The sequence below is a fragment of the Methylibium petroleiphilum PM1 genome, from assembly GCF_000015725.1.
In the GTDB taxonomy this organism is placed as follows: Bacteria; Pseudomonadota; Gammaproteobacteria; order Burkholderiales; family Burkholderiaceae_C; genus Methylibium; species Methylibium petroleiphilum.
The window spans coordinates 796280-817482 of record NC_008825.1; the positions used below are offsets into that span (position 1 = coordinate 796280).

Annotated in this window: 19 protein-coding genes; 3 read left to right on the forward strand and 16 right to left on the reverse strand. The window is 72.5% G+C overall.

The window, feature by feature from the left end; translation table 11 throughout:
* Window positions 1-496: 496 nt before the first annotated feature.
* The 16 genes from MPE_RS03810 to MPE_RS03885 all read right to left on the reverse strand — a co-directional run bounded on the left by MPE_RS03810 (window position 497) and on the right by MPE_RS03885 (window position 17616).
* A complete protein-coding gene (locus tag MPE_RS03810) occupies window positions 497-1186 on the reverse strand; it encodes a cysteine hydrolase family protein (protein ID WP_011828364.1) in 690 nt (229 codons plus the stop codon).
* On the reverse strand, window positions 1183-2787 hold the full coding sequence (locus MPE_RS03815) for an ABC transporter ATP-binding protein (protein ID WP_011828365.1): 1605 nt from the start codon (window positions 2785-2787) through the stop codon (window positions 1183-1185). The genes MPE_RS03810 and MPE_RS03815 overlap by 4 nt, the downstream gene beginning before the upstream one ends.
* Window positions 2784-3479 carry a biuret amidohydrolase gene (gene biuH / locus MPE_RS03820; RefSeq protein WP_011828366.1) on the reverse strand — a complete coding sequence of 232 codons (696 nt, stop codon included), beginning with the start codon at window positions 3477-3479 and terminating at the stop codon, window positions 2784-2786. Before biuH ends, MPE_RS03815 begins: the two co-directional genes overlap by 4 nt.
* 15 nt (window positions 3480-3494) lie before the next feature.
* Window positions 3495-4412: an ABC transporter permease gene (locus MPE_RS03825; protein WP_011828367.1), complete on the reverse strand. Its 918-nt coding sequence runs from the start codon at window positions 4410-4412 to the stop codon at window positions 3495-3497.
* A 52-nt stretch (window positions 4413-4464) separates the two neighbouring features.
* On the reverse strand, window positions 4465-5562 hold the full coding sequence (locus tag MPE_RS03830) for an ABC transporter permease (protein WP_011828368.1): 1098 nt from the start codon (window positions 5560-5562) through the stop codon (window positions 4465-4467).
* A 608-nt stretch (window positions 5563-6170) separates the two neighbouring features.
* Complete coding sequence (locus MPE_RS03835; RefSeq protein WP_011828369.1) at window positions 6171-7295, reverse strand: BMP family ABC transporter substrate-binding protein; 1125 nt, start codon at window positions 7293-7295, stop codon at window positions 6171-6173.
* A 221-nt stretch (window positions 7296-7516) separates the two neighbouring features.
* Window positions 7517-8284: a GntR family transcriptional regulator gene (locus MPE_RS03840; RefSeq protein WP_011828370.1), complete on the reverse strand. Its 768-nt coding sequence runs from the start codon at window positions 8282-8284 to the stop codon at window positions 7517-7519.
* A gap of 27 nt (window positions 8285-8311) precedes the next feature.
* A complete protein-coding gene (gene hpxZ / locus MPE_RS03845) occupies window positions 8312-8704 on the reverse strand; it encodes an oxalurate catabolism protein HpxZ (RefSeq protein WP_011828371.1) in 393 nt (130 codons plus the stop codon).
* 19 nt (window positions 8705-8723) lie between these two features.
* Window positions 8724-10142 carry an AtzE family amidohydrolase gene (locus MPE_RS03850; RefSeq protein WP_011828372.1) on the reverse strand — a complete coding sequence of 473 codons (1419 nt, stop codon included), beginning with the start codon at window positions 10140-10142 and terminating at the stop codon, window positions 8724-8726.
* A complete protein-coding gene (locus tag MPE_RS23870; RefSeq protein WP_041929527.1) occupies window positions 10139-10348 on the reverse strand; it encodes a DUF4089 domain-containing protein in 210 nt (69 codons plus the stop codon). Before MPE_RS23870 ends, MPE_RS03850 begins: the two co-directional genes overlap by 4 nt.
* Before the next feature lie 46 nt (window positions 10349-10394).
* Window positions 10395-12260, reverse strand: a complete 1866-nt coding sequence (atzF, locus tag MPE_RS03860; protein ID WP_011828373.1) for an allophanate hydrolase — start codon at window positions 12258-12260, stop codon at window positions 10395-10397.
* A gap of 85 nt (window positions 12261-12345) precedes the next feature.
* Window positions 12346-12846 (reverse strand): nucleoside deaminase, encoded by a 501-nt coding sequence (locus MPE_RS03865; protein WP_011828374.1) that lies wholly within the window; start codon window positions 12844-12846, stop codon window positions 12346-12348.
* A 1-nt stretch (window position 12847) separates the two neighbouring features.
* Complete coding sequence (locus MPE_RS03870) at window positions 12848-14077, reverse strand: M20 family metallopeptidase (RefSeq protein ID WP_011828375.1); 1230 nt, start codon at window positions 14075-14077, stop codon at window positions 12848-12850.
* Window positions 14074-15873 (reverse strand): 2-oxo-4-hydroxy-4-carboxy-5-ureidoimidazoline decarboxylase, encoded by a 1800-nt coding sequence (gene uraD / locus MPE_RS03875; protein ID WP_011828376.1) that lies wholly within the window; start codon window positions 15871-15873, stop codon window positions 14074-14076. The genes MPE_RS03870 and uraD overlap by 4 nt, the downstream gene beginning before the upstream one ends.
* Window positions 15870-16814 (reverse strand): allantoinase PuuE, encoded by a 945-nt coding sequence (puuE, locus tag MPE_RS03880; RefSeq protein WP_011828377.1) that lies wholly within the window; start codon window positions 16812-16814, stop codon window positions 15870-15872. Before puuE ends, uraD begins: the two co-directional genes overlap by 4 nt.
* 40 nt (window positions 16815-16854) lie before the next feature.
* A complete protein-coding gene (locus MPE_RS03885) occupies window positions 16855-17616 on the reverse strand; it encodes a GntR family transcriptional regulator (protein WP_011828378.1) in 762 nt (253 codons plus the stop codon).
* 183 nt (window positions 17617-17799) lie between these two features.
* Between MPE_RS03885 and uraH the strand changes: the two genes are divergently transcribed.
* The 3 genes from uraH to MPE_RS03900 are packed head-to-tail and all read left to right on the forward strand — an operon-like array spanning window position 17800 to window position 21022.
* Window positions 17800-18153: a hydroxyisourate hydrolase gene (gene uraH / locus MPE_RS03890; RefSeq protein WP_011828379.1), complete on the forward strand. Its 354-nt coding sequence runs from the start codon at window positions 17800-17802 to the stop codon at window positions 18151-18153.
* A gap of 10 nt (window positions 18154-18163) precedes the next feature.
* On the forward strand, window positions 18164-19363 hold the full coding sequence (locus tag MPE_RS03895) for a urate hydroxylase PuuD (RefSeq protein WP_011828380.1): 1200 nt from the start codon (window positions 18164-18166) through the stop codon (window positions 19361-19363).
* A 57-nt stretch (window positions 19364-19420) separates the two neighbouring features.
* Window positions 19421-21022: a nucleobase:cation symporter-2 family protein gene (locus tag MPE_RS03900; RefSeq protein ID WP_011828381.1), complete on the forward strand. Its 1602-nt coding sequence runs from the start codon at window positions 19421-19423 to the stop codon at window positions 21020-21022.
* Window positions 21023-21203: the final 181 nt, after the last annotated feature.

The window sequence follows — 21203 nt, forward strand, 5'->3', positions numbered from 1 at the left end:
GTTGCCGCTGCAGGCGCTGCCCGCTGGGGGCTCCTGCTGGGGCGGTCGGCCTGGCAGGCCGACTGCACTGCGATGCTCGCGCCAGGGTCGTGCCGCAGAACTCACTGCGCGCCCTGCGGTCGCTCCGTTCAGACAACCGCGGCAAGTCGGTTCACGAAGCGCGCTGGCGCGCGCCGACCCTGGCGCTGTGCTTCTCGTCGCCCCAGACATCGCCCCAGCGGACAGCGCCTGCCGCGACCACCACCGGTGTTGGCGTGCGCGGGAAACACTCGCAGTGGTTCAGCAAAGGCGGGCTCGGGCAGGCGGCGGTGCGCCTCCGAGGCGCCGCGAGACCGAGCATCGCAGGGGAGTCGGCGCCCGGCGCCGACCAGCGAGGCGAAGCACCGTCGCCTGCCCGGGCGCGCCTTTGCCGCACCGACCGACCCCCCGTCGCAGACAGCGAACCCCAGCAATACAGGCCGGCCCCCCGTCGACCGAACCAGTCACGACGAACGACTCAAGCCTCCGGCAACGCCGCCAGCACCGCCGCGCTCGGCGCGTGCCAGCCGACGATGGCGCCCTGCGCCGCGATCATCTCCAGTACCGCGGCCTTGTAGGCCGGGAAGTAGCTCTCGGTGCCGTCTTCCACCAGCAGGCCGTCGTAGCCGCGGTCGTTGGCCTCGCGCATCGAGGTCTGCACGCAGACCTCGGTGGTCACGCCGGTGAACACCAGGTGGCTCACGCCCAGCGCCTGCAGCCGCTCGTGCAGGCCGGTGGCCCAGAACATGCCCTTGCCGGGCTTGTCGATCACGATCTCGCCGGGCTGCGGCGCCAGCGCCGCGATGATCTCGGTGCCGGGCTCGCCGCTGATCAGCAGCCGGCCCATCGGCCCCGGGTCGCCGATGCGCAGCGTGGGCGCGCCGCGCAGGCGCTTGGCCGGCGGGCAGTCGCTCAGGTCGGCCTTGTGCGCCTCGCGGGTGTGCACCACCGGCCAGCCGCGCGCGCGCCACGCCGCCAGCAGCGCGGCGATCGGCGCGATGGCCGGCACCAGCAGCGAGACGTCGTTGCCGAGCGAGGCGCCGAAGCCGCCGGGCTCGATGAAGTCGCGCTGCATGTCGATCACGACCAGCGCGGTGGCGCCGGGTGCCAGGCGGTAGTCGAACGGGGCGGCGGGGATGCTGATGCTCATGCTGGTGCTCGTGCTCATGCGGCCTCCGGCAGCGGCTGGGCGTGCCCGTGGTCGGCGCCGCCGCCCATGTGCGCGCCGATGGTGTGGCGGTCCACGTCGGCGGCCGGCGTCTCGAACACGATGCGGCCTTCGCTCATCACCGCGATGCGGTCGGCCAGCTCGATCAGCTCGTCGAGGTCTTCGCTGATCAGCAGCACCGCGCCGCCGCGCTCGCGCACCTGCAGCAGCCGCGCGTGGATCTCGGCCACCGCCGCGAAATCGAGGCCGAACACCGGGTTGGCGGCGATCAGCACGTTCACGTCGCCGGCCAGCTCGCGCGCCAGCACCGCGCGCTGCACGTTGCCGCCCGAGAGCGAGCCGATCGGCGCGTTCTCGCCGCGCGTCTTGATGCCGTACTCGGTGATCCAGGCACGCGCGCGTTCCTTCCAGGCGCCGAAGCGCAGCCAGCCACCACGCCGCAGCGGCGGCTGGTCGAAGTCGCGCAGCGCCATGTTCTGCGCCACGCTCAGCTCGGCCACGCTGGCGCTGCGCAGCGGTTCCTCGGGCAGCGCGCGCAGCTTCAGCAGGCGGTTCTCGTGGCGCTTCGCGCCGTAGGGCACGCCGCCCACCCGCACCATGCCGGCCAGCCGCGGGCGCTGGCCGACCAGCGCCTCGACCAGCTCGCGCTGGCCGTTGCCGGACACGCCGGCGATGCCGAGGATCTCGCCGGCCTTCACCGCCAGGCTCAGGCCCTGCACCGCGAGCGTGCCGCGGTCGCCCAGCGCATCGAGCCCCTGGACCTGCAGCGCCACCGGCGCGTCGGCCGGCACCGGCGTGCGCGCCACCGGCTCGCCGTGGGCCGGCGCGCGGGCGCTGCCGCCGGCGGTCTCGCCGATCATGGCCTGCGCCAGCTCGGCCGGCGTGGTGTCGGGCACGCCCACGCCGTGCACCTTGCGGCCGCGGCGCAGCACCGTCACGCCGTCGGCATAGGCCATCACCTCGCGGAACTTGTGCGTGATCATCAGCACCGTGCATTCGCCGCGCCGCGCGACGGCGCGCACGAAGGCCAGCACCTCGTCGGCCTCCTGCGGCGTGAGCACCGACGTGGGTTCGTCCAGGATCAGCAGCCGCGGCTTCAGGTAGAGCTGCTTCAGCAGCTCGAGCTTCTGCTTCTCGCCGGCGGCCAGCTGGGCCGGCGTGGCGTCGAGGTCCAGCGTGAACGGTGTGGTGGTCAGGAACTCGGCCAGCGCCTTGCGCTCCCTGGCCCAGTCGATCAGCGCCGGCGTGCGGCCGCCGGCCAGCAGCAGGTTCTCGGCCACCGTCATGCCGGGCGCCAGCGTGAAGTGCTGGTAGACCATGCCGATGCCGAGCGCGCGCGCGACGATCGGCGAGGCGATGTCCTGCTCGCGGCCGTCGATCAGCACCGCGCCGTGCTCCGGCGGGTGGTAGCCGGCCACGCACTTGACCAGCGTGGACTTGCCCGCGCCGTTCTCGCCCAACAGCGCATGCACCGAGCCGGCCGGCACCTGCATCGACACGCCGTCCAGCGCGGTGAAGCTGCCGAAGCGCTTGGTGAGCTCGAAGGTGTCGAGCGCGAGTGCGCCCTCGGTCGGCGGTCGGGGATCGAGCGGGGCGGTCATGCCAGTGCCTCCAGCACCGCGGTGGACGAGGCCACCGCGCCGAACACGCCACCCTGCATCTTGACCATGTGCAGCGCCGCGAGGTGGTTGCCGTGGTCGGTGGCCGCGGTGCAGTCCGACAGCAGCAGGCATTCGTAGCCGCGGTCGTTGGCGTCGCGCATCGTCGTGTGCACGCACACGTCGGTGGTGATGCCGGCCAGCAGCAGGTTGCGGATGCCGCGCACGCGCAGCAGCATGTCGAGGTCGGTGGCGTAGAACGAGCCCTTGCCCGGCTTGTCGATCACCGGCTCGCCGGGCAGTGGTGCCAGCTCGGGGATGATCTCCCAGCCCGGCTCGCCGCGCACCAGGATGCGGCCGCAGGGGCCGACGTCGCCGATGCCGACGCCGCCGGTGCCGGCACGGCGCGAGCGCCAGCGCTTGTTGGCCGGCAGGTCGGCGAGGTCGGGGCGGTGGCCCTCGCGGGTGTGGATGATGTGGAAGCCCAGCGTGCGCAGGCGCGCCATCAGCCGCTTGATCGGCTCGATGGGGGCGCGCGTCAGCGCCAGGTCGTAGCCCATCTTGTCGACGTAGCCGCCGACACCGCAGAAGTCGGTCTGCATGTCGATGACGATCAGCGCGGTGTTGTCGGGGCGCAGGTCGCCGTCGTAGGGCCAGGGGTAGGGCTCGGCATGGACGAAGGATTCGTTGGGCATCGCGGTCTCCTTCTCTCAGCGCGCGGACGACAGCTCGCCCGGACTGCCCTGCGCCACGCTGCCGGGCCGGCAGCTCAGCACCAGGATCACCAGCGTGAGCACATAGGGCACGGCGCTGAACAGGTAGTAGCCCTGGCTGATGCCGATCGACTGCAGCGCCGGGCCGATGGCGCCCGCGCCGCCGAACAGCAGCGCCGCGCCCACGCAGCGCAGCGGACTCCAGCGCGCGAAGATCACCAGCGCCACCGCGATCAGGCCCTGGCCCGAGGAGATGCCCTCGTTCCAGCTGCCGGGGTAGAACAGCGTCAGCGAGGCCCCGCCCAGCCCGGCGATCGCGCCGCCGGCCGCGGTGGCGGCGATGCGGATCGCGCCGACCGAGTAGCCGAGCGCGCGCGTCGCGTTGGCCGAGTCGCCGGCCAGCCGCACCAGCAGGCCCCAGCGGGTGCGTGCGAAGCCCAGCCACAGCAAGACCGCGAGCACGATGCCCAGCGGCAGCAGCGGGTTGATCTGCAGCGCGGCCTGCACCACGCTCGACTCGCTCCAGCCGCCCAGCGCGATGGGCGTGAGCTGCGGTGCCTGCGGCTGGATCAGCGGCTTGCCGAGGTAGAAGGCCAGGCCGGTGCCGAGCAGCATCAGCGCGATGCCGGTGGCCACGTCGTTCACGCGCGGCAGCGTGCACAGCAGGCCGTGCAGCAGCGCCAGCAGCGCGCCGGCGCCGGCCGCGACCAGCACGCCGACCCACACCGAGCCGCTGAGGTAGGCGCCACCGAAGGCCGCCATCGCCGACAGCACCAGCACGCCCTCGAGGCCGAGGTTGATGCGGCCGGCCTTCTCGGTGAGGCACTCGCCGAGGCTCACGAACAGGAAGGGCACGCCGACGCGCAAGGCGCCGCCGAGGATGGCGGCGGAGAAGGCGATCAGGGTGTCGCTCATGACGTGGCTCCCGTGTGCTCGATCGCCCGCTGCTTCCTCGTCATGGTCATCATCACGTTCCCCCGCCCTCGACCTTCAACTGCACCGGCGCCGCCGGCCCGGCCGGGGGCCTGAGCTTCACCGCGGCGGCGCGCCAGTCGATGCCGCGCAGCGCCTCGCTGGCGAGGATCAGCACGAAGGCGATGCCCTGCAGCACCTGCACCGAGGCGTCGGGCAGATCGAGCCGGCGCTGCAGCAGGCTGCCGGCCGCGCCGAAGCCACCGAACAGGATGGCGACCGGGATCACGGCGATCGGGTTGTGCCGTGCGATGAAGCTCACCAGGATGCCCGCGTAGCCGTAGCCGGCGATGATGGAAGCGTTGGCATTGGTGTGCACCGCGGCCACCTCGATCGCGCCGGCCAGCCCGGCGCAGGCGCCGCCGATCGCGCAGGCGATCAGGATCAGCCCGCTGGCCGGCAGGCCCACCAACTGCGCGGTGCGCGGGTTGCCGCCGACCACGCGCACCGCGAAGCCGCGCGCGGTGAGCGCGAGCCACAGGCCCAGCACCGCGCAGGCCAGCAGGCCCAGCACCAGGCCCCAGTGCACGTCGGAGCCGAACATGCCGCCGATGCGGATGCCTTCGTCCAGCGCGCGCGTGGACGGCTTGTTCAGCGTGGCCGGGTCACGCAGCGGGCCCTCGACGATCTGCTTGAACAGTGCGATCGCGATGTAGGCGAGCAGCAGGCTGCTGATGGTCTCGTTGACGCCGCGGTACTGCCGCAGCGCACCGGCCAGCGCGATCCACGCGGCGCCGGCCGCCATGCCGGCCGCGCAGACCAGCACGGTGCCGATCACGTTGCCCGGCAGCGGCACCGCGTAAGGCAGCGCCGCTGCGGCCAGGCCGCCGAGCACCAGCGCACCTTCGCCGCCGATGATCACCAGGCCGGCACGCGCCGGCAGCGCGACGCACAGCGCAGTGAGCATCAGCGGCGCGGCGCGCTGCAGCGTGTTCTGCCACGAGAACCAGTCGCCGAAGGCGCCCTTGAACAGCAGCACCCAGACCTCGACCGGGTCGGTGCCACCGAACCACACGAACACGCCGAACAGCAGCAGCGCGGCGGCCAGCGCGCCGATCGGCAGCAGGATGTCGGCGAGGGCGGTGCTGCGCATGGCGGTCGACTCCTGTGGCGGTCAGTGGTGCGCGCTGGCGCGGCAGGCGGTGGGCGCCGGGGCGGTGATGGGGTGCGGTCGGCGCGCTGCGCCGACTGCGCTGCGGTGCGCGGGCCGCAGGCGCGTCGCGCAACTCGCTCTGTTCGCTGCGCTCACGGCGCTCGGACAAGCGCGACGGATCGGATCACGATGCGCGCTGCGCGCGCCGCCTGCGACCCTGTGCTCCTCGCCGCACCCCGGCACCGCCCCGGCGCCCACCGCCTGCCGCGCCGAACCCTCGGTGGCGGACGATCGCGGCGCGGCACCGATGTCTCTGCCGGGGTGTGGCCGGCCGTTCCGGGGGGCGCGTGAGAGGCGCCGAGGCGCGCAGGGTGCGTGGCTGGCGCGCGCAGCGCGCCTCGTGGACTGACTGGCCGCGGTTGTCCGAGCGCCGTTCGCGCAGCGAACAGAGCGAGTTCCGCGGCCCGGCCAGGCAGCCGAGCACCGCAGGGGAGCCGGCGCCGTGCGCCGGCCGCCGAACCCGCGCCCCCTGGCCCGGCCGGCCACGCCCCGGCCGCTCGCCACGAGCAGGAACCTGAGCGAATCAGCACCCATGATCCGCGCCCACCTCAGATCGACCCGACCACACCCTCGACCAGGTAGTTCATCTTCTCGAGCTCGAGGTCGGTCTGCTTCAGCACCTTGCCGGCCGGGATGACCACCGCGCCCTTGTTGTCCTTCAGGCCGCCGGTGAAGATGTCGAACGAGCCGGCGATCATCTTGGCCTTGATGCCGTCGGCGGCCGTCTTCGCGGCCTCCGGCACCATCGGGCCGTAGGCCGACATCTTCACGTAGCCTTCCTTCAGGCCGCCGCGCAGGAAGTTCGGGTGCGGCTTGCCGGCCTGCGCCGCCTCGATGATGGTCTTGTAGGCGGTGAGCCAGTTCCACTCGGCGCCGGTCAGGTAGGCATTGGGCGCGAGCTTGGCCTGGCTGGCGTGGTAGCCGCAGACCATCTTGCCGCGCTTGGCGGCGGTCTCGACGATGACCTTCGGTCCGTCGACGTGCATCGTGAACACGTCGGCACCCTGGTCGGCCAGGCTGTTGGTGGCCTCGGCCTCCTTGACGGCCATCGACCACTCGCCGGTAAAGATGACCGTGCAGGTGATCTTGGGGTCGACCGAGCGCGCGCCCATCGTGAAGGCGTTGATGTTGCGCAGCACCTGCGGGATCGGCTTGGCGGCCACGAAGCCGAGCTTCTTGCTCTTGCTCATGTGGCCGGCGATCACGCCGTTGAGGTACTGGCACTCGTCGATGTAGCCGAAGAAGCTGCCGGTGTTCTTGGGGTGCTTGCCCTCGGTCCACATGCCGCCGCAGTGCGAGAAGCGCACGTCGGGGTACTTGGCGGCGAGCGCGAGCATGTGCGGGTCGAAGTAGCCGAACGAGGTGGGGAACAGCAGCTTGGCGCCGTCCTGCACGATCATGCCGGTCATGGTCTTCTGCACCGCGGTGGTCTCAGGGACGTTCTCCTCCTCGACGACCTTGATGCCGGGCAGCTTCTTGACCTCGGCCGCGGCGGCGGCCTGCGCCTGGTTGTAGCCGAAGTCGTCCTTCGGGCCGACGTAGATCACGCCGATGGTCATCTTGGTCTGGGCCTGCGCGGCGCGCAGTGCCCACGGCGAGGCGGTGGCCAGGCCGGCGGCCGACAGTTGCGCCAGGGCGCGGCGGCGGGAGGCCCGGAAATCGTGTTGCGTCATGGTTCCTTCTTCCTCGATGTGGATGGCACGGCAGCAGCGGGGCGGGGCATCCGCAACCGGCGTGGCCGGTCTTGGTGCACGCATTGGTATACAAGATGGAATACGCAAATGCCGTGCCTGCGGCGGGCCGCCGGAGCGGCGGTGCGGACGGGCCGCAAGGACGGCGCGCAGCCCGGCCCCGGCGCCCGGCGGCGCCGCGTGCGGTGAGGGGAGGACGGCCGTCAGCGCGCGAGCTGCGCGCGGGCCTGCTGGAGCATCGCCAGCGTGATCTTGCGGACCTCGGACTTGCTCTGCTCGACGTGGCTGCGCAGCAGCAGCTGGGCCTGGTCGAGCTTGCGCTGCATCACTGCGCGCAGGATCTTGGCGTGCTCGGTGTAGGTGGCGTCGATGCGGTCGCCGCGCGTGAAATCGAGCCGGCGGATGATGCGGATGCGCTCGGTCACGTCCCAGTGCACGCGGGCGATCTCGGTGTTGCCGGCGGCGCGCACCAGCGTGGCGTGGAACTGCTCGTCGAGTGCACCGACTTCGCGCCCGTCGCTCAGGCGCTCGGCGGCCGGCAGCAGCCAGGTCTTCTTCAGCGCGTCGAGCTCGGGCGAAGAGTCGTCGGCACGGGCGCACAGCTTGGCCACGCTGGCGAGTTCGAGCAGCACGCGCAGGTCGTAGAGCTGCTCGAGCTTGTCGAAATCGATCGGCCGGACGTACCAGCCCGATTTCGACTCCACTTCGAGGAAGCCCTCGTTGCGCAGCCGGAACAGCGCCTCGCGCACCGGGGTGCGGCTGACGCCGAGGCGGGTGCCGATCTCGGCCTCGGAGAAGCGGTCACCGGGCACCAGCAGGAAGTCGTGGATCTCGGCCTTGAGCCGGGCGTAGGCCTGCTCGGCGAGGTTGCTGCGCACCGCGGTGGCGGGCAGCGTGGTGGCCGGGGCCGCGGCGGTGGCGCGCGCGCGGGAGGCGGCGGTTGCGGGACGGCGGGCGGGACGCGTGCTCATCGCGCGAGTCTAGACGGCGCTCGGAACTCAGCCATCGATCAGGCTCACGTGCGCGGCCACCACGCGCCAGCCGCCGTCGGCGAAGCGCACCCAGGTCTGGCTCTGGCGGCCGATGCGGGCGTCGCCGTCGCGGTGGAACTCGGTCATCGCGGTGGCGAAGTCCTGCCCGTAGGTGGTGATCACGGTAAGCGCCAGGCGGCGCGCCAGGCCCTGCGACGGCCGGGCGCGCCGGAAGGCGCGGATCGCGTCGATGCCGACCAGGTTCTCGGCGGTGCCGTAGCGCACCGTGTGGGCGCTCGGCCAGAACAGCGCGTCGAGCACCTCGATGCGGTTGTGGACCAGCGCGTCCTCGTAGCGCGCGAACACGGCCTGCATCTCGGCCAGCACCTCGGGGCGGTTGATGTCGTGGTCTTCGGTCATCGCCGATCTTCCTTCGGATTCAGTCGAGCGCGGCGACCGGCGAGCGCACCACGCCGGCGGCCTCGAGCGCGGCGCCGACACGCAGCGCGTGGTCCTCGCGCCAGGGCGCGGCGATCACCTGCACGCCGATCGGCAGGCCCGGCTGCGCCTCGCTGCAGCCCCACACCGGCACTGCGCACACCGGCAGGCCGATGCAGGAGATCGGCTGCGTCAGCAGGCCCAGGCTGGGCCGGGCCGGGAGCCGCTGGCCGTTCAGCTCCAGCCACTCGGTGCCGAGCCGCGGCGCGACGCAGGGCGTGGCCGGTGCCAGCAGCACGTCGACCTGGCCGAACAGCTCGGCCGCGCGCTGCGCGAACCAGCGCCGCACGCGCTGCGCCTGCAGCACCCAGGCGGCCGGCAGCAGCGCGCCGGCGAGGAAGCGGTCGCGCGACAGCGGCTCGAAGTCCTGCGCGCGCGTGCGCAGGTCGCCCAGGTGCAGCGTGGCGCACTCGGCGTTGCTGATCAGGAAGGCGGCGGCGCGGGCGCGTGCCACCTCCGGCAGCTCGACGCGGCGCGTGACGCCGAGCGCCGCCGCGACACGCTCGACCGCGGCGCGCGCCTCGGGCAGCGCATGCTCGTGGAAGTAGCCGCCGAGCACCGCGATGCGCAGGCCGCCCGCGCCCCGCGCCAGCGTGGCGTGCGTCGGCTCGATGGGGCGCTGCACGCAGCCCGGGTCGGCGGCCTCCCAGCCCTGCAGCAGGTCGTAGCTGAGCGCCAGGTCGGGCACCGAGCGCGCGAACGGCCCGAGGTGGTCGAGGCTGGCGACGAAGGGGTAGGAGCCGTGGCGCGGCAGCCGGCCGTAGGTGGGCTTGAGGCCGAACACCCCGCACAGCGAACTGGGCACGCGGATCGATCCGTTGGTGTCGGAGCCCAGGGTCAGCGGCACCTGGCCGGCGGCGATGGCCGCGCCCGAGCCGCCCGACGAGCCGCCCGCGCTGCGCGCCAGGTCGTGCGGGTTGTGGGTGGCGCCGGCATGGCTGTTCTCGGTGGTGAAGCCGTAGGCGTACTCGTCCATGTTCAACGCGCCCACCAGCACGGCACCGGCGGCCTCGAGCCGCTCGACCAGCGGCCCGTCGCGCAGCGCCGGCGCGCGCTCGCGCTCGATCTTCGAGCCGGCCAGCGTGGCCAGGCCCTGCACGTCGAACAGGTTCTTCACCGCGAAGGGCACGCCCAGCAGCGGCAGTGCCGCGGTGTCGCCGGCCGCGTGGCGCGCGTCGAGCGTGGCGGCACGCTCCAGCGCGCGCTGCGCGGTGAGGTCGGTGAAGGCATTGACGCGTGCGTCGGTGGCGGTGATGCGCGCGAGGCTGGCCTGCACCATCGCACTGGCGCTCACCTCGCCGCGCTGCACCGCGGCAGCGATGCCGGTGGCGGTGCCGGCGAGCAGGGTGTCGGCGCTCACGGCGCGGCGTCCTGCGGCGACAGCGGCACGAACTGCGGTGCCGGCTCGTCCTCCACGGCGAGCGGCAGGCCGTTCACCAGCGCGGCCATCTGCGACGCGAGCGCGAAGTAGCGCAGCACGCCGGGGCGGTGCTCGGGCGCGAGCGGCAGGGCCAGTGCCGCGGCGGCGGCATCGACGTAGGCCTCGATCGTGTCGGCGGGCGGCATGTCGTTCTCCTGGAAGTCCGGGCAGATGAGGACGGGCGCGGCGGGCCTAGGCCGCGGCACCGCGCAGCGACGCCGCATAGGCGCGCCAGCCGCCGAAGGCGCTGACATCGGGCGCGCCGGCCAGCGCATGCGACTCGCACAGGAAGCCGTGCACCCAGCGGCCGTCGGCCAGTTCGATCGAGCCCAGGCCCAGCGGCGGCGGGATCAGCGCGAGGAAGGAGCCGACGGCGTGCAGCGGCAGCGCCCACACCTCGACCGCGATCGCGTGACCCGCGTCGCCGGCGGCGACCCGCACCAGGCCGGGCTTCGGCGGCGTGGTGCCGGGCAGCGCGTGCAGGCGGTAGCGCGGCGCGGTGGTGGTGGCCTCGAGCAGGCTCGCGCCGCGCTCGGTGAGCTGGCCGTTCAGCGGCAGCCCCGACAGATGGGCGCCCACCACGGCCAGCGACAGCGTGGGCTCGACGGCCGGCAGGGGGCCCGCCGGTGCCGCGGGCAGGTCTTCGAGGTGGCGGCGCGAGGCGCCGAGCGGCAGATCCATCGCGCGCTGCCATTGCGCGCCGAAGCGGGCCAGCGCGGCGTCGGCGTTCGCCGGAGCGATGAAGGTGACGCCGAACGGCAGCCCGGCGGCCGGGCCTTCGGACACCGGCGTGGCGGTGAAGCCGGCCGGCGCCGCCAGCGCGCACCAGCCCAGCAGGTTGACGAAGTTCGTGTAGGTGCCCAGGCCGGCGTTCGCACCCAGCGGGTCGGCGTCGACCTCGTCGAAGCGCGGGTGCCCCGGCGCGGTGGGCACCATCAGCACGTCGACCTGCCGCCACAGCGCAGTGGCGTCGCGCTGCGCCGCCCGCAGCCGGTACTGGCCGCGGAAGGCATCGGTGGCGTTGAAGGCGGTGGCCGATTCGACGATCTGGCGCACGCTCGGGTCCAGCGCCTGCGGGTCGCGCGCGAGCAGCTCCTGCACCACGGCATGGCGCTCGGCCACCCAGGGCCCGGCGTACAGCAGGTCGGCCACCCGGTGCAGCGGCGCGAAGTCGATCGGCACCGCGCTGTGGCCGAGCCGGCGCAGCTCGCCGAGCGCCCGCTCGAAGGCCGCGGCATAGCCGGCGTCGCCGCTGAAGACCGGATCGCGCGGCACGCCGACGCGCAGCGGGCCGTTCCAGCCGGCGGGCCCCGGCGCGAAGGCGCTGTACGCGTCGTCGGTGTCCGGCCCTTCGATCAGCGCGAGCACGGTGGCCGCGGCCGGCACGGTGTGCGCGAACACCGACACGCAGTCCAGCGAGCGGCAGGCCGGCAGCACGCCGGTGGTGGACACGCGGCCCGGTGTGGGCTTGAGGCCGACGATGTTGTTGAATCCGGCCGGCACGCGGCCCGAGCCGGCGGTGTCGGTGCCCAGCGCGAGCGGCACGTCGCCGCGCGCGACCACCACCGCCGAGCCGGAGCTGGAGCCGCCGCTCACGCGGTCGGCGGCGAACACGCTCGCCGGCCGGCCATACGGCGAGCGGGTGCCGACCAGGCCGGTGGCGAACTGGTCGAGGTTGGTCTTGCCCAGCCACACCGCGCCGGCCTCGACGAGCCGCTGCACCGCGTGCGCCGAGCGCTCGGCGTCGTGCGAGAACGCCGGGCAGGCGGCGGTGGTGGGCAGCCCGGCGATGTCGATGTTGTCCTTGACCGCGAACGGCACGCCGTACAGCGGCAGGGCGCGGGCGCGCTCGGCCGCGTCCGCGCAGACGGCGGCGCGCGCCGCCAGCGCGGCCAGTTGGTCGTCGAGCTGGGCTTCGCTGGCGAGCAGGATCCACGCCGGGTCGGCCCCTGCGCCCGCCAGCTGGCGCCGCCGCTCGTGGAGCAGCGGGCCCGGCATCGCGCCATCGCGGTAGGCCTGCTGCCACTCTTCGAGCGTGAACGGGTTCGGTGCGTGCATGGTGTGTGCTGGTGCACTATCTTGTGTACCAGATGGGATGCAGCAGGAACCATGCCGGCCACGGGCCGCCGGCGTGCCGGGCCGTTCAGCGGGTGGCCCAGAAGCCGCGGTGCGGGGCCAGCAGCTCGGCTTCGAGTTCAGGGACCGGGCCGAACACCCGCACCGGCTTCTGGCCGCGCGCGAGCAGCTCGCGGCAGGGCAGCGCCAGCGTCGGGTTCTCGGCGTGGTTGCCGGTCAGCGCGAGCAGCGCCTCCTCGCTGGCACCGTAGACGACGCGGCCGATGTTCGCCCAGTAGGCGGTGCCGGCGCACATCGCGCAGGGCTCGAAGGTGGTGACCAGCGTGCAGTCCCACAGGAACTCGGGCGCATGCTTCGCGGCGGCGGTGCGCAGCAGCGTGGCCTCGGCGTGCTGCACGGTGTCGATGTTGCCCTGCTCGGCCAGCACGGTCTGGTGATCGGGGGCGAGCAGCAGCGCGCCGAAGGGGTGCCGGCCAAGCGCCAGCGCGCTCAGCGCGACGGCATTGGCACGGTGCAGCGCGGCGGCGATCTGCGCGGCGCTGGGGTCGGGGTGGCGGAACGCATGCATCTCAGCCCAGCAGCTCGTACAGCGTGCGTGCGACGACCTTGGTCGCGCGCCGCAGGTCGTCGAGCACGATGTGCTCGTCGGCACGCTTGGCGTTGCTCTCCAGCACGGTGCGCGGCCCGGCGCCGTAGATGACGGCCGGCACGCCGTGCTCGCAGTACAGCCGCACGTCGGTGTAGAGCGGCGTGCCGGTGGTGCGGATCGGTTCGCCGAACACCGCCGAGGCCTGCTTCTCCAGCGCGGCCACCAGCGGCGCGTTGCCGGGCAGCGGCGTGAGCGCGCGGCACATCAGCATGCGGCGGATGTCGACGGTGATGCCGTCGGTCTGCGCGGCGGCATCGGCGATCACGCGGCGGATGTCGGCCTCGACCTGCTCGGGGTTCTCCTCGGGGATCATCCGGCGGTCGAGCTTGAACACCACCTTGCCGGGCACGACGTTGGTGTTGGTGCCGCCCTCGATCATCCCGACGTTGAGATAGGGATGGGTGATGCCTGGTACCTTCGAGGAGATGCTCTTGTAGAGGGTGTTCTGCGCATACAGCGCGTTCAGGATCTTCACCGCGCCCTGCAGCGCGTCGACACCGGTGTGGGGGATCGCGGCGTGGGCCATCCTGCCGTGCACCGTGACCTCCATCTGCAGGCAGCCGTTGTGCGCGGTGACGATCTGGTAGCTGAAGCCGGCGGCCATCATCAGGTCGGGCTGGGTGAGGCCCTGGGCCAGCAGCCGGCCGGGGCCGAGCTCGCCGCCGAATTCCTCGTCGTAGGTGAAGTGCAGCTCGACACCGCCCTTCAGCGGCGCGCCGAGCGACTCGATCGCGCGCACCGCGAAGCTGTAGGTCGTGAAGTCGCACTTGCTGACCGCGGCGGCGCGGCCGTAGAGCCTGCCGTCGGCGACTTCGCCGCCGTAGGGATCATGCGTCCAGCCCTCGCCGGGCGGCACCACGTCGCCGTGGGCGTTGAGCGCGATGGTCGGACCACCGGCGCCGTAGCGACGCCGCACGATCAGGTTGGTGAGCGACTCCAGGCCGTAGGCGCGCACCTCGTCGGCCGGCACCGGGTACTTTTCGGCCTCGAAGCCGAAGGCCGCCAGCAGTTCGGCGGTGCGCTCGGCGTGCGGCGCGTTGTTGCCGGGCGGCGAGTCGGTGGGCACCTTCACCAGCTCCTGCAGCAGCTTCACCTGCTCGTCGAAGTGGGCGTCGATCCAGGCGTCGAGTCGGTCGTGGGGGGTGCTCATGGCGTGTCGTGGCTCAGGGCGTCGAGCAGGTGCGTGAAGGCCTCGACCGCAAGCTGCATGTCGTCGGCCGTGGTGGATTCGAGCGGGTTGTGGCTGATGCCGGCGTTCTCGCCACGCACGAACAGCATGGCCTGCGGCATCACCTCGTGCAGCTTCATCGCGTCGTGGCCGGCGCCGCTGGGCAGGCGGTGCACCGGCAGGCCGGTGGCGGCGACGGCGGCCTCCCAGCGGCGCTGCCAGGCGGCGTCGCTGGGGGCGGCCGCGGCGCGCACGGTTTCCTCGAGGCGGTAGGCGAGGCCGCGGCGCTCGCAGATCGCGGCCAGCCGCTCGCGCACGTCGGCCGCCATCGCGTCGCGCACTTCGTTGGTGGTGGAGCGGATGTCGATGCTGAAACGGCAACGGCCCGGCACGACGTTGATCGAGCCGTTGGGCACCTCCAGCATGCCGACGGTGCCGACCAGGTGCGGCGCCGCAGCGGCGCGCTGCTCGACGTAGAGCGCCAACTCGGCGACCGCGGTGGCGGCATCCCGCCGGCGGTCCATCGGCGTGGTGCCGGCGTGGCTGGCGACGCCGACCACCTCGCCGAGGTAGCGCACGCTGCCGTTGATGGAGCTCACCACGCCCAGCGGCAGGTCCAGCTCGGCGAGCACCGGGCCCTGCTCGATGTGGACCTCGACGAAGCCGAGGTAGCGCGCCGCATCGCGCGCCTCGGCCGCGATCGCCTCCAGCGTGGCCGGCAGGCCGGCGGCCAGCATCGCGGTGCGCATCGTCACGCCGTCGGCGTCCTGCTGGTCCAGCCAGGCGGGCTCGAAGTGGCCGGTCAGCGCGCCGGAGCCGAGGAAGGTGGCCTTGTAGCGCTGACCCTCCTCTTCGGCGAAGCCGACCACCTCGAGTCCGAAGGGCAGGCGCCGGCCGGCGCGGTGCAGCTCGCGCACGCAGGCCATCGGCACCAGGATGCCGAGCCGGCCGTCGTACTTGCCGCCGTTGCGCACGGTGTCGTAGTGGCTGCCGGTGAGCAGGCGCCGCGCCGACGGATCGCTGCCGAGGTAGAGGCCCACCACGTTGCCGACCGCATCGAGGCGCACCTCGTCGAAGCCGCAGTCGCGCATCCAGGCCTGCAGCTGCGCGGCGCAGGCACGGTGCGCGTCGGTCAGGTAAGTGACGGTGAGCTCGCCGCGTTCGCCATAGCCCGGGTCGGTGTGCACGGCCAGCTGCTCGGCCCAGTCCCACACCGGGTTGCCCAGGATCGGCGCGGCGCCGAACTTGTCGTTCAGGCGGATCTCGGCGATGCGGTCGATGTTGCGCAGGCACTCGACCAGCTCGATCTCGGGGTGGCCCTGCAGCCGGCGCTGCAGCGTCGCGAGGATCTCGCGCCGGTGCAGGCCCTCGCCGCGCGGGCCGCGCACCGCCAGCACGAAGGGCCAGCCGAAGCGCGCGCCGTATTCGGCGTTGAGCCGCTGCACCAGCGCGAACTCCTCCGGGGAGCAGTGGTTCAGGCCGGCGCGCGCCTGCTCGCCGGTCGATTCGGCGGTCAGCGTGCCGGCCACCGCGGCCTTGCCCGCCAGCTCGGGGTGGGCGCGCACCAGCGCGAGCTGGGCCTCGCGCCCGGCCTCGCGCACCACGCGCACCATCGCATGCTTGAGCTGCGCCAGGCTGGTGAATGGCCGCTGGCGCAGTGCCGCCTCGGCAATCCACGGCGAGTGCTCGTAGAGCCCGTCGAGCGCGGCCAGCGCCGCCTCGGCCGGCGCATCGTTGAGCCAGGCGAGCGTCAGCGGGGTGGGGGCAGCGGTGGTCACGTGGAGGCCTTCGCGCAGGGGTGGGTGGCCTGCCAGTGCCGCGCGATGTCGATGCGCCGGCACACCCAGACGCGGTCGTGCGCCTCGATGTGGTCGAGGAAGCGCTGCAGCGCGCCGATGCGCCCGGGCTTGCCGAGCAGGCGGCAGTGCATGCCGATCGACATCATCTTGGGTGCGTCCTCGCCCTCGGCGTAGAGCGCGTCGAAGCTGTCGCGCAGGTAGGTGAAGAAGTGCTCGCCGGTGTTGAAGCCCTGCGCCTGCACGAAGCGCATGTCGTTGGTGTCGAGCGAGTAGGGCACCACGAGGTGGGGCACGCGGGTGCCGTCGGTCTTTTCGACCTCGGTCCAGAACGGCAGGTCGTCGCCGTAGTAGTCGCTGTCGTATTCGTAGCCGCCCTGGTCGGCGACGAGCCGGCGCGTGTTGGGGCTGTCGCGACCGGTGTACCAGCCGAGCGGCCAGGCGCCGCCGGTCAGCTCGCGCAGCAGCTGGGTGCCGATGCCGATGTGGCGGCGCTCGGTCGCCTCGGGCAGGTTCTGGTAGTGGATCCAGCGCAGGCCGTGGTTGGCGATCTCGTAGCCGCTTTCCATGAAGGCGGCCAGCAGCTCCGGATAGCGCTGCAGCGCCATGCCGACGCCGAACACCGTGAGCGGCAGGCGGCGCTTCTCGAACTCGCGCAGGATGCGCCACACGCCGACGCGCGAGCCGTACTCGTACATCGACTCCATGGTCATGTGGCGGTTCTCGTAGGCCTGCGCGGTGATCAGCTCGGACAGGAAGGTCTCGGAGGTGGGGTCGCCGTGCAGCGGGCTGTTCTCGCCGCCTTCCTCGTAATTGAGCACGAACTGCACCGCGATCTTCGCGCCGCCGGGCCAGCGCGCGTGCGGGACGTCGCGGCCGTAGCCGCGCAGGTCGCGGGGATAGGGGGCAGGGGTCGGGTCCATGGTGGGCAGGCCTTGCAAGAAGCGAGCGCAGTGCGGCGGCTCAGCCGGCCGGCCGCAACGCGGCGTCGAGGTCGTGGACGCGCGGGTTGAGACGCAGGTTGCGCTCGACGTTGCGCAGGTGGGCGTCGAGCAGCTTCACGGCGGCGCGGGCGTCGCGCCGTTCCAGCGCATCGACCAGGGCCACGTGCTCGGCCTGCGAATGCTCGGCCGAGTGCGAGGACTGGTACATCAGCGAGATCAGCGAGGAGCGCGACAGCAGGTCGGTCAGCAGCTGCGCCAGCACCTCGTTGCCGACCATGCGGGCGAGGATCATGTGGAAGTCGGCCAGCAGCCGGGTGCGGCCGGGCACGTCGGTGCGCAGCACGGCCTCGCGTTCGGCGCGCAGGTGGGCGCGCAGCTCGGCGATCTGCGCGTCGGTGATCACTGCGCACAGCTTGCGCACCATCGCGGCCTCCAGCATCTGCCGCACCTCGAACACCTGGCGCGCCTCCTGCACGCCGGGCCGGGCGACGAAGGCGCCGCGCGCCGGCTCGAGCGTGACCAGGCGGTCGCGGCTGAGCTGGTTGAGGGCCTGGCGCACCAGCGTGCGCGAGACCTTGAAGAGGTCGGCGATCTTCTGCTCGGCCAGCTTGGTGCCCGGCATCAGCCGGCGCTCGACGATGGCGGTGGTGATCGCGTCGACGATGCGCTGCGTGGCACTGGTGTCGGCCTCCGGCGCGGCGCGTGCTGCCGCGCCGGCACGGTGGCGCCGCGACGGTGCGGGCTTCAGGGCCTGGAGCGGTGCGGCGGCGGTGCGAGGCATCTTTTCGGTGCGGTATCGGCGGCGTCGCGGCCCGGCAGTCCGTGGCACGGTGCTTGCGACGACCGGCAAAGTGTATACACTTTTGTGCACAGACCACGCCGGGCGGCGCCGCGTGATGCGGCTCGCCGACACGGACCGCATGCCCCCTCCCGCGACCACCACCGGAGCGCCGCCGCCACGACCATGGGACGACTCACCACCCACGTGCTCGACACGATGAACGGCTGCCCCGCCGCCGGCATGGCGGTGACGCTGTGGCGCCTGGCGCCGCAGGGCGACCAGCGCCTGGCCGCGCTGCGGCTCAACGACGACGGCCGGGCCGACCTGCCGCTGCTGGAGGGCGCGGCGCTGCAGCCGGGCCGCTACCGCCTGGTCTTCGCGGTGGCCGACTACTTCCGCGCGCGCGGCGTCGTGCTGCCGGAGCCGCCCTTCCTCGACGAGGTGCCGCTGGACTTCGGCCTGGCCGACCCGGCGCTGCACTACCACGTGCCGCTGCTGGTCAGCCCCTGGGCCTATTCCACCTACCGCGGCAGCTGAGCCGACGCCGATGGACGCCTACCTGCTCGACTGGGCCAACCTGCTGCTGCGCTGGCTGCACGTGGTCACCGCGGTCGCCTGGATCGGTGCCTCGCTGCACTTCGTGCTGCTCGACGACAGTCTCTACAAGCCGGAGGACCCGGAGCTGAAGAAGAAGGGCGTCGACGGCGAGGCCTGGGCGGTGCACGGCGGCGGCTTCTATCACTCGAACAAGTACCTGGTGGCGCCGCCCGACCTGCCCGAGAAGCTGCACTGGTCGTACTGGGAGAGCTACGCGACCTGGCTGTCGGGCTTTGCGCTGCTGTGCGTGCTGTACTTCGTGAACGCCTCGTCCTTCCTGGTCGACAAGGCGGTGTTCGATTGGTCGCCCGGCGCCGCGGTGGCCGGTGCTCTGGCCTATCTGGTGCTGGGCTGGGTGGTCTACGACGGCATCTGCCGCGTGTTCGGCCGCAAGCCCGACGGTTCGGTGGGTGGCGACCTGAAGGTGGGCATCGGCGTGTTCGTCTACACCTGCGTGGCGGCGTGGATCGCCTGCCACCTGTTCGCTGGCCGCGCCGCCTTCCTGCTGACCGGCGCGATGCTGGCCACGGTGATGAGCGCCAACGTGCTGATGGTCATCATCCCCGGCCAGCGCAAGGTGGTGGCGGCGTTGCGCGCGAAGCTGCCGGTCGACCCGAACCTCGGCAAGCGGGGCAAGCAGCGCAGCGTGCACAACACCTACTTCACGATGCCGGTGCTGATCGCGATGCTGTCCAACCACTACGGCATGGTCACGCAGCACCGCCTCAACTGGCTGGTGCTGGTGCTGATGATGCTGGCTGGTGCGCTGATCCGGCTGTTCTTCGTGCTCCGTCACAAGGCGCCGCCGCGCTGGGAGATCGCCGCCGCGGCGATCGCGATCCTGGCCTGCGTGGCGTGGCTGGTCGCGCCGAAGCACGAGCCCGTGGCGTCGGCGCAGGCGGCGGCGCCGGTGAGCTTCGCGCAGGTGCAGGCGGTGGTGGGCGAGCGCTGCGCGATGTGCCACAACGCCCAGGTCGTCAGCAAGAACATCCAGCTGCACACGCCCGAGCTGATCGCCGGCCATGCGCAGCAGATCTACCAGCAGGCGGTGGTGCTGAAGACCATGCCGATGAACAACGCCACCCAGATGACCGACGCCGAGCGTGCGCTGCTGGGTCGTTGGTACGAGGCCGGCGCGCCGCCCCGTTAGCGGGCAAGGCCTGGGTACGGGCCTTGCAAGGACCCGAGGGCATTCGAGGAGAACGCCATGGCTTCGGGCACACCCCCCACCGTCCACCCGGTCGACGAGAAGCTGCCCGCCGGACGGCTGGCGACGCTGGGCCTGCAGCATGTGCTGGTGATGTACGCCGGCGCCGTGGCCGTGCCGCTGATCGTCGGCCGCGCGCTCAAGCTCAGCCCCGAGCAGGTGGCGATGCTGATCTCGGCCGACCTGTTCTGCTGCGGCATCGCCACGCTGATCCAGTCGCTGGGCGCGACGCGCTGGTTCGGCGTGAAGCTGCCGGTCATGATGGGCGTGACCTTCGCCGCGGTCGGCCCGATGGTGGCGATGGCCGGACCCGGCGGCACCGAAGCGGCGCGCGCCATCTTCGGCGCCATCATCGGTGCGGGCCTGCTGGCGATCTTCATCGCGCCGGTGATGGGGCGCTTGCTTCGCTTCTTTCCGCCGGTGGTGACCGGCACCATCATCGCGGTGATCGGCATCAGCCTGATGCGCGTGGGCATCGGCTGGGCGATGGGCGGTCCGGCCCACCTGGCGCAGTTCACCGACGTGCCCCGGCTGGTGGTGATGGTCGACCAGGCCAAGGCCGAGGCGCTGGCCGGCAATGCGGCGGTGGCCGCACTGTCGGCCGGCTCGGCTCCGGCGGCGGGTGTCGCGACGCAGGCCGCTGCCGCCGCCACGGCTTCGGCCAATGCCGGCACGAATGCGGGCGCCGCCCCCGTGCCGGTGGTCACCCGGCTGCCGGGGCCGGTGCCGCAGAAGGACAACCCGGCCTACGGCGCGCTCGACAACATGGCCGTCGCGGCCTTCGTGCTGGGGGTGATCCTGCTGATCTCCAAGTACGGCCGGGGCTTCGTCGCCAACATCTCGGTGCTGCTGGGCATCGTGGCGGGCTGCGTGGTGGCCGTGGCGATGGGCAAGATGGGGTTCGACAAGGTGGCCAAGGCGCACTGGTTCGACGTGGTCACGCCGTTCGCCTTCGGCCCGCCGGTGTTCGACCCGGTGCTGATCGCGACGATGACGCTGGTGATGGTGGTCGTGATGATCGAGTCGACCGGCATGTTCCTCGCGCTGTCCGACCTGACCGGCAAGCCGATCGACCAGCGCGAGCTGACGGCCGGGTTGCGCACCGACGGGCTGGGCACGTTGATCGGCGGCATGTTCAACACCTTCCCCTACACCAGCTTCTCGCAGAACGTGGGGCTGGTGGGTGTGACCGGGGTGCGCAGCCGCTACGTGTGCGTGGCGGCGGGGCTGATCATGATCGTGCTGGGCCTGCTGCCGAAGATGGCGGCGCTGGTCGAGTCGGTGCCGACCTTCGTGCTGGGCGGCGCCGGGCTGGTGATGTTCGGCATGGTGGCCGCCACCGGCATCCGCATCCTCGCCGCGGTGGACTACAAGACTCATCGCCACAACCTCTACATCGTGGCCATCTCCATCGGCTTCGGCATGCTGCCGCTGGTGGCGCCGCGCTGGACGCAGCAGATGCACCACGGCCTGCACCCGCTGCTGGAGTCCGGCATCCTGCTGGCGGCGCTGAGCGCGGTGCTGCTGAACCTGTACTTCAACGGTGCCAAGGGCGGGGCGGCGGATGCGGTCGAGGCGGCGAAGCTGGCCGAGGCGCATTGATTTTCTGGGGGGTGGTGTGTGGTGCGGCAGGCGGTGTGTGCCGAGGGCTCGGGCGGGGGCGGTCGGCGCTGCGCGCCGACGCCACTGCGGTGCTCGCGGCGGGGTGGCGTCGCGGAACTCGCTGCGCTCACTGCGTTCGCTGCGCTCGGACAGCCGCGACGGATCAGTTCACGAGGCGCGC

What these genes read in the sequence shown, in the direction of transcription:
- MPE_RS03840 (WP_011828370.1), bottom strand. Translation starts at nt 8,284, where the DNA reads ATGAGCACGCGTCCCGCCCGCCGTCCCGCAACCGCCGCCTCCCGCGCG.
- atzF (WP_011828373.1), bottom strand. Translation starts at nt 12,260, where the DNA reads ATGCACGCACCGAACCCGTTCACGCTCGAAGAGTGGCAGCAGGCCTAC.
- MPE_RS03895 (WP_011828380.1), top strand. Translation starts at nt 18,164, where the DNA reads ATGGACGCCTACCTGCTCGACTGGGCCAACCTGCTGCTGCGCTGGCTG.
- puuE (WP_011828377.1), bottom strand. Translation starts at nt 16,814, where the DNA reads ATGGACCCGACCCCTGCCCCCTATCCCCGCGACCTGCGCGGCTACGGC.
- biuH (WP_011828366.1), bottom strand. Translation starts at nt 3,479, where the DNA reads ATGCCCAACGAATCCTTCGTCCATGCCGAGCCCTACCCCTGGCCCTAC.
- MPE_RS03885 (WP_011828378.1), bottom strand. Translation starts at nt 17,616, where the DNA reads ATGCCTCGCACCGCCGCCGCACCGCTCCAGGCCCTGAAGCCCGCACCG.
- uraH (WP_011828379.1), top strand. Translation starts at nt 17,800, where the DNA reads ATGGGACGACTCACCACCCACGTGCTCGACACGATGAACGGCTGCCCC.
- MPE_RS03865 (WP_011828374.1), bottom strand. Translation starts at nt 12,846, where the DNA reads ATGCATGCGTTCCGCCACCCCGACCCCAGCGCCGCGCAGATCGCCGCC.
- MPE_RS03810 (WP_011828364.1), bottom strand. Translation starts at nt 1,186, where the DNA reads ATGAGCACGAGCACCAGCATGAGCATCAGCATCCCCGCCGCCCCGTTC.
- MPE_RS23870 (WP_041929527.1), bottom strand. Translation starts at nt 10,348, where the DNA reads ATGCCGCCCGCCGACACGATCGAGGCCTACGTCGATGCCGCCGCCGCG.
- MPE_RS03830 (WP_011828368.1), bottom strand. Translation starts at nt 5,562, where the DNA reads ATGCGCAGCACCGCCCTCGCCGACATCCTGCTGCCGATCGGCGCGCTG.
- MPE_RS03825 (WP_011828367.1), bottom strand. Translation starts at nt 4,412, where the DNA reads ATGAGCGACACCCTGATCGCCTTCTCCGCCGCCATCCTCGGCGGCGCC.
- MPE_RS03870 (WP_011828375.1), bottom strand. Translation starts at nt 14,077, where the DNA reads ATGAGCACCCCCCACGACCGACTCGACGCCTGGATCGACGCCCACTTC.
- MPE_RS03900 (WP_011828381.1), top strand. Translation starts at nt 19,421, where the DNA reads ATGGCTTCGGGCACACCCCCCACCGTCCACCCGGTCGACGAGAAGCTG.
- hpxZ (WP_011828371.1), bottom strand. Translation starts at nt 8,704, where the DNA reads ATGACCGAAGACCACGACATCAACCGCCCCGAGGTGCTGGCCGAGATG.
- MPE_RS03815 (WP_011828365.1), bottom strand. Translation starts at nt 2,787, where the DNA reads ATGACCGCCCCGCTCGATCCCCGACCGCCGACCGAGGGCGCACTCGCG.
- MPE_RS03835 (WP_011828369.1), bottom strand. Translation starts at nt 7,295, where the DNA reads ATGACGCAACACGATTTCCGGGCCTCCCGCCGCCGCGCCCTGGCGCAA.